Source organism: Candidatus Endomicrobiellum pyrsonymphae (genome assembly GCF_020328025.1).
Classification (GTDB): Bacteria; Elusimicrobiota; Endomicrobiia; order Endomicrobiales; family Endomicrobiaceae; genus Endomicrobiellum; species Endomicrobiellum pyrsonymphae.
In genome coordinates, this window is the sequence record NZ_JAIXMZ010000063.1 from 1 (window position 1) to 6,587 (window position 6,587).

Here is a 6,587-nt window from a genome sequence, read left to right on the forward strand (position 1 = left end):
GTATGCCTGTTCTCATTGATATTTCTTTTCTGTTTAATATTCCCAAATGTAACCTAAAATACAAAATTAGCCGTTCTGTTTCGTTGTATCTTTGAAACTCTATAGCTTTAAAATCGTTCCATTCGTTAAAACTTCTTCGCTGTGAAATCGTTTTAAAAATGTCCATTTTCCCTTTGCTAATTTGGTTTCTTATAAACACCAAAAATCTCCAGTAAATTTACTGCTAAATTTTCATTTAAAATTTCATCTAAAATCGCAAGCCTAAATTACCAATTTATCGCTGTTTTATCGCTCCAAAAATTGCCATTTTTGCATTAAATCAATCATTTTATTGTTGCCCATGTTATTTTTCGGCTAAAATGGTCTTTTTTTGCCTGTTTTTTGACCCTTTTTTGGAGGACTTAGTCCTGAGGACTTAGTCCTGAGGACTTAGTCCTCATGCTTTTTCTATAAAATTTTAACCGCTTTTTGGATTAAGTTTTACGCTAAATTTTGCCCGTTTCCTTGCTTTTAAACGCCTCTGAAATCCTTGCCATTGATACGGATAGCTGACATCCTGCTTGAAAGTCTGTCATCAATGTTTGAAAAGTCAGTTATTTGCATGTTCGTCGTAATCAGTATCCTACTCTTTTCTCGAGCGTCTCTTGTGTCTATAACGTCAAAAAAGTTACGCAAAAACTTCTGACTTTCTATAGTATTAGCGCTGAATAACCCGCTATCCAAATCGTCAAGAATTAAATACTTCGCATTATACATCCGCTCTAAATATTTCCGCTCAACATCATACCCTCGCATGAATTCGTTTATGAGCTTATGGCAACTTTCAAAAGTCACTTTGTTTCCCGTAAGTTGTAATTCAATGGTGATAGCGCAGGCTAAGTGAGTCATTTTCACGATAAAAATTATTCACCATTTACGAAATTATTAAAACTTCCTACAAAAACACAAGATTATATAGTGTCTGATTTTGAATTTGAATAAAAGATATATTCAAGCCAAAAAATCAAAATTTATCTGTTTCTTTGAAGGGAGCGACAAAGCGCTTGATGAGGAGATCTTATCATCGGTGTTTATAAAACTGAAAAAGAAAATCAACGCAGAACATAAAAGAAAAATATTAAGCGACAACTTTTCATTTCGTAGTCTTAGACATAAATTCATAACTACGCTTATTAATTCGGGACAACCTATAAAAAAGATTAGCACAATAGCAGATCGTGCAAGTATTGCGATGACAGAACGGATTGTATTACCACTTTTTCTAACATTAGCCAAATTGCTTTAAGCTGACCCGTGGTTATATCTCCAAAGATAAAGCTTCCCTTTGTTTTCTGCTACATGTCTGGTTACTCTTTAATGGCGCAATTACAAAGCTGTTTTAACAACAACCCCATCTTAAAAACGAAATTCTTTATGTTTTCATAAGCTTTTTTCAACAGAGCTATCATTTTATCATTATTGTTTAAATTGCGAACCATAGTATGAAATTTTTTACATACAGAAGAAACATTTTTTGATATAATTTCAGCGCCGTCAATACACTTCACTTTATCCCATATTGCCGACTTATACGGAGCTTCAAGAACAGTTTCTTTTACAGATTTAGACTGAGTACATTCACCTGAAAAAACAGGCAAATTAGAAAAAATCATTACACCTAATAGCAGGACTATGATTTTTCCCATTTTTGATTATTTTTTTGTTTTGACATAAGATATTTTAATATTGTTGGCGCAACAAAAGTTGTAAGCATTATAACGGCAACCAACGCGCTGTAATCTTTAGCTCTAAACACATTGTTTTTCAGTCCCATACCTGCAAATATCAAACCGACTTCTCCGCGTGGAACCATTGAAACACCTATCAAAAGTTTACTTATGCCTTTCTTAAACACAACAAACCCAGCAACCATTTTACCAACAAAAGCAACAACAAAAAGTACTGCTATCAAAACCAAAACTTCCACATTTGCCGCTACAAAAGGATTGAATGTACTAATATCTACCTTAGTACCCATTAAAACAAAAAAAATGGGAACAAAAAAAGCATAAAGGGGTTTTGCATCCTTTTTTATTTCATCACTTTGTTTTGTTGTCGAAAGAATTAACCCTGCCACAAATGCGCCGACTATTGGAGCGAGTTTGACTTTAACAGCAAGCGCTGACACAACGAAACAAAAAACGATACCTATAACAAATGCTGTGTTCGCTTGTTTCATCCTTGAAACAAATTTTAAAATCGAAGGGGCTATAAGCATACCTACAACTACAGACAACACTAAAAACAGTATCGCAGTTCCACTTGTAGATGCAATTGCCCACAAAGTAACAGTTTCACCCTGAACGAGCTTTAAAACAACAGCAAGAATTGCAAGACCTATAACGTCATCAATAACCGCAGCGCCTAAAACTATCTTTGCTTCTTCAGTTTCAAGACGTTTTAAATCCATGAAAACTCTTGCGGTGATACCAACAGAAGTTGCTGTAAGAACAGCTCCTGCAAAAATTGCCTGAGCGCTTGAAAACCCAAAATACAAAAACACAAAATAGCCTAGAAGGCAAGGAGCTGCAACTCCAACAAATGCCACGGCTGTAGCCCATCCGCCTGCCTTTAAAAACTCTTTTATGTTCGTAGCAAGACCCACCTCAAAAAGTAAAACTATTGCGCCAAGTTCTGACATACTTGTTAATACTGCTGTTTCACTGACAAGTCCCAAAACGCTTGGACCTATAACTATACCGGCTAAAAGTTCGCCTATTATAGCGCTTTGCCCTAATTTTAAAGCGCATTCGCCAAATATTTTTGCAAATAAAAGAATACTAGACAAAGCCATTAAAAACACGAACACATCATGCATTCAAAACCCCTATTTGTTTCTTATTTTTCCCACGGCTTACCGCATGTAAAAGTTTCGCGACAACCTTCTCTTACACAATCAGGACCTGCATCGGCAAACAATAAAGGCGCTTCCTCTCTGACAAGATTTAACATGCAACGCGACATCTCCCTTATTTCCCATTGCGCTCTATTGCAGCTTCTCAATGAGAAAAAGTGTCTCAATTCTCGAGCGTTCATAGTTATTATTATCTTTGTTGCGCAAGCATTAGGTAAGATATATCTCGCATCTTCAGCAGGGATACCTGCATCTAAAAATTCTTTATACAAATTTTCGGTATTTTTTAAAAATTCATTATATTTTTCTAAAAGGCAACTATTTTTTTTAATTGACGCTGGGATTACAAATTCAATACCATCCTTAAACTTTACATATCTTTGGCTTTGCACTGAAAAAGAGGCTATTCTATGCCTTGTAAGTTGCGCAAGCAATGCACGAGATACGCCTTCCACACCAAAAGTAAAAGATGCATGTTCTAAAACAGAGTGATGCCCTGACAAAACAACTTTACCAAGAAGATCTTTAATTTTTTCTTCCGTGAGTTTCTCTGAAATTTCGCCTATACCGACAGCGCTATAACACAATCTTGCTGCTATCGCGCATACTCTTTCAGGTTCTTTGGTAAATTTTAAAAGGTTTACTTTCAATGTTTCTCCAATAACACAATTAGAACCACTTTGTATTTTCGACCACTTCTATAGTCTCTTCTCTCTTTCTACCGAGAGAAATTAAGCCTATAGGGGCGCCAACAAGCTGCTCCAAACGTTTAACGTATTTTTGCGCATTAAGAGGTAGTTTTTTAAAACTTGTAACACCTTTAATTTTACCTTTGAATCCTAACATTTCCTCGTAAACGGGTTCAGCGTATTTCTGTACAGTTCTAGACGAAGGGAAATCCTTATATATTCTGCCTTTATATTTGTAGGCAACACAAATTTTAATTGTCTTTATATCTTCCATGCAATCAAGTTTCGTAAGAATTAAATGTTTTATACCACTAACCCTAACACTATGCCGTACAACAACAGCATCGAACCAGCCGCAACGACGAGGTCTGCCAGTTGTTGCGCCATATTCCCCACCTTTTTCCCTTAAAAAATCTCCCATCTTATCAAAAAGTTCTACAGTAAAAGGACCTTCGCCTACTCTTGTAGTATATGCCTTTACAACTCCTAAAACATTATTGATTTCCGTAGGTCCTAGTCCTGCACCGGGACACACACCGCCGGCTGTAGGATTAGATGAAGTTACATATGGGTATGTCCCAAAATCCAAATCTAATAGTGTGCCTTGAGCGCTTTCAAAAAGCACTTTTTTATTTTTCTTTATTGCGCTCTCAATCATAAGACTTGTATCCGCAACAAAAGGTTTTATGAACTTCGAAAGTTCTTTATGATCTTTCAATATTTCTTTCTTCAATTTCTCAATACTTATGCCACTGTTTTCCAAAATAGGAGCTTTTTCTATGAGATTTTTATCAAGAAGATCCAAAAAAACATTTTTCTCCAAATAGTCAATAACTCTTATCCCTATTCTTTTTACCTTGTCGGAATAACAAGGACCTATTCCTCTTTTTGTAGTACCTATTTTGACGTTTCCTTCCTCGAGGATGCCATCAATAAGTTTATGATAAGGAAGTATTATGTGAGCCTGCTCACTTATAAAAAATCTACCTCTGACAGAAATTTTCTTTTTATTTAAGAAAGTAATCTCTTCTTTTAATGCCTTAGGATCAACTACAACGCCGTTTCCGATTAAACAATATTTTTTTGGAAAGAGTATCCCCGACGGCACTAAATGAAGCACAAAAGGTTTGTTTTCGTAAATCAGCGTATGACCTGCATTATTGCCACCCTGATAACGGACAATATAGTCCGCTTGCTTAGCAAGATAATCAACAACTTTTCCCTTACCTTCATCTCCCCACTGCGTACCTAAAACAACTAGTGTTGGCATGATGTACCTTCCATAAAATAACCACTTAACCCTTTAACGAAAATAAAGTCTAAACGGATTTAGTATTTGGCTGAAGCGCCTACAACTTAAAACGAGCGCGCCAACGAGATTTCTTTTATATACTATTTTGCCCGCTTTGCAAGCAATTTGTAAGTTCTTATCGCAAATCAACAACAAAATCTGTGTGTACTGCACATAATTTTATCTATCCAACTCTTCAAGCAACTCATTAACTCTTTTCGTATGTGAACGTTTTGAATATATTTTCTCTGCCCACTAAAAATTCCTTTTTAATATCTCAAATTTTTATTTTCTAATAATACATCAATCACATAGTATGGCATTCATATTCATTTAGTTGGCGACCTACTTTTAATTTTTCCACTATTGTATTTAATAATTGATTATCATTACCACAAGTACGATTTTCACCAATAACATCAAGAGCAAATTCTAATACCTTGCCTTTCAAAGACTCATCTTGTTTCAATCTCCTTGCAATATGTCCGCATTTAGCAACAATATTTCTAGATGTCATAATAGTTCCATTCCATTTTAAATTCTACCATTTTCTCACAAACAACATATTCATCCGGCATAGCATTACAGTTTTGCCTTTTTCATTTGTCGGAGAATTTCTTCAAAAACATCTTGGTTACTTCACACCTCAGGATATTTGTAATTCTAAAATACTGCATTAGCAACTTGAATTTGCCGTTTCTACTGTTAAATTTTAATATGAAATAATTTATTCTTTTTTCATCGGATTTTCTTCTAAACAATCCATCATGTTTATCAATTTAGAAACAGTGTCCAGCGATGTATTCTGCAAGCTATCATCTTTATTATACATAATTTCATTACATAGTCAAAAATTTGGTGAGATTGTCATCCAACACCTTTAATAGCTCAGAATTAAATCCATAATCTTTTGTTCGTATTTGGTAGAATAGCTTACCCAGCCGATTCTATTTCTATCGTTTTTTCCGGGAAGTATGCAACCTTGCATATCTTTTGAGATATTTCCTCTATGAATACGCACGCCTGTAAAACCACTACATTTAGAAGTAATGGTAATTCTCTGTTGAATCTCAACCATTACTTTATATTTTCCTATCGGCATAAGCATTCGTGACGACTTACCCGACTCTAACGTACCGCATATCATTATTATACATTAAATAAACATACTCCGCCAACTACATCAACAACACAGTAGAATAATAACTAACACAAGTCAATAGCGAATTCAAGTTGTCAATGCAACAATGATGGCGGAAGGTACCGGGCTAGTATTGTAGAAGTTTTCTTACAAAAACTCAATGGGTAATCACCTAAACGCTCCTGAAGTTTTCATATTTTCTTGTAAATTAGAAGCTTGTAAATTAGAAAGTTTGATATAATACGAATATGGGCAGACATATTCAGTGTCTATTAAACTCTTAGAAGGTTTAAATTGATATAACTGAATTGATATAATAGCGACCACATTTGATTTGGTAATAGTTGGCGGAGTATGTTTATTTAATGTATAATAATGATATGCGGTACGTTAGAGTCGGGTAAGTCGTCACGAATGCTTATGCCGATAGGAAAATATAAAGTAATGGTAATTCTCTGTTGAATCTCAACCATTACTTTATATTTTCCTATCGGCATAAGCATTCGTGACGACTTACCCGACTCTAACGTACCGCATATCATTATTATACATTAAATAAACATACTCCGCCAA

The 6,587-nt window shown here is 35.0% G+C and carries 9 protein-coding genes; 1 reads left to right on the plus strand and 8 read right to left on the minus strand.

Annotated elements, in window-relative coordinates:
• Positions 1-510 precede the first annotated feature (510 nt).
• Positions 511-888 carry an ATP-binding protein gene (locus tag LE180_RS05535; RefSeq protein ID WP_374134461.1) on the minus strand — a complete coding sequence of 126 codons (378 nt, stop codon included), beginning with the start codon at positions 886-888 and terminating at the stop codon, positions 511-513.
• 85 nt (positions 889-973) lie between these two features.
• Between LE180_RS05535 and LE180_RS05540 the strand changes: the two genes are divergently transcribed.
• Positions 974-1,285 (plus strand): tyrosine-type recombinase/integrase, encoded by a 312-nt coding sequence (locus LE180_RS05540; protein WP_374134462.1) that lies wholly within the window; start codon positions 974-976, stop codon positions 1,283-1,285.
• Positions 1,286-1,346: 61 nt separating this feature from the next.
• Here LE180_RS05540 and LE180_RS05545 read toward each other — a convergent pair whose 3' ends face one another.
• The 7 genes from LE180_RS05545 to LE180_RS05575 all read right to left on the minus strand — a co-directional run bounded on the left by LE180_RS05545 (position 1,347) and on the right by LE180_RS05575 (position 6,556).
• Complete coding sequence (locus LE180_RS05545) at positions 1,347-1,652, minus strand: hypothetical protein (protein WP_374134463.1); 306 nt, start codon at positions 1,650-1,652, stop codon at positions 1,347-1,349.
• 17 nt (positions 1,653-1,669) lie between these two features.
• Complete coding sequence (locus LE180_RS05550; RefSeq protein ID WP_374134464.1) at positions 1,670-2,857, minus strand: cation:proton antiporter; 1,188 nt, start codon at positions 2,855-2,857, stop codon at positions 1,670-1,672.
• 20 nt (positions 2,858-2,877) lie between these two features.
• On the minus strand, positions 2,878-3,543 hold the full coding sequence (gene thyX / locus LE180_RS05555) for an FAD-dependent thymidylate synthase (protein ID WP_374134465.1): 666 nt from the start codon (positions 3,541-3,543) through the stop codon (positions 2,878-2,880).
• A 19-nt stretch (positions 3,544-3,562) separates the two neighbouring features.
• A complete protein-coding gene (locus LE180_RS05560) occupies positions 3,563-4,852 on the minus strand; it encodes an adenylosuccinate synthase (RefSeq protein ID WP_374134466.1) in 1,290 nt (429 codons plus the stop codon).
• 328 nt (positions 4,853-5,180) lie between these two features.
• Entirely contained in the window at positions 5,181-5,390 is a 210-nt protein-coding gene (locus LE180_RS05565; protein WP_374134467.1) for a hypothetical protein, read from the minus strand.
• 363 nt (positions 5,391-5,753) lie between these two features.
• On the minus strand, positions 5,754-6,020 hold the full coding sequence (locus LE180_RS05570; RefSeq protein WP_374134468.1) for a DUF5675 family protein: 267 nt from the start codon (positions 6,018-6,020) through the stop codon (positions 5,754-5,756).
• A 356-nt stretch (positions 6,021-6,376) separates the two neighbouring features.
• Positions 6,377-6,556: a hypothetical protein gene (locus LE180_RS05575; RefSeq protein ID WP_374134469.1), complete on the minus strand. Its 180-nt coding sequence runs from the start codon at positions 6,554-6,556 to the stop codon at positions 6,377-6,379.
• Positions 6,557-6,587: the final 31 nt, after the last annotated feature.

Coding starts and splice junctions, on each gene's coding strand:
- LE180_RS05535 (WP_374134461.1), bottom strand. CDS start 888: ATGACTCACTTAGCCTGCGCTATCACCATTGAATTACAACTTACGGGA.
- LE180_RS05545 (WP_374134463.1), bottom strand. CDS start 1,652: ATGATTTTTTCTAATTTGCCTGTTTTTTCAGGTGAATGTACTCAGTCT.
- LE180_RS05550 (WP_374134464.1), bottom strand. CDS start 2,857: ATGCATGATGTGTTCGTGTTTTTAATGGCTTTGTCTAGTATTCTTTTA.
- LE180_RS05560 (WP_374134466.1), bottom strand. CDS start 4,852: ATGCCAACACTAGTTGTTTTAGGTACGCAGTGGGGAGATGAAGGTAAG.
- LE180_RS05565 (WP_374134467.1), bottom strand. CDS start 5,390: ATGACATCTAGAAATATTGTTGCTAAATGCGGACATATTGCAAGGAGA.
- LE180_RS05570 (WP_374134468.1), bottom strand. CDS start 6,020: ATGATATGCGGTACGTTAGAGTCGGGTAAGTCGTCACGAATGCTTATG.
- LE180_RS05575 (WP_374134469.1), bottom strand. CDS start 6,556: ATGATATGCGGTACGTTAGAGTCGGGTAAGTCGTCACGAATGCTTATG.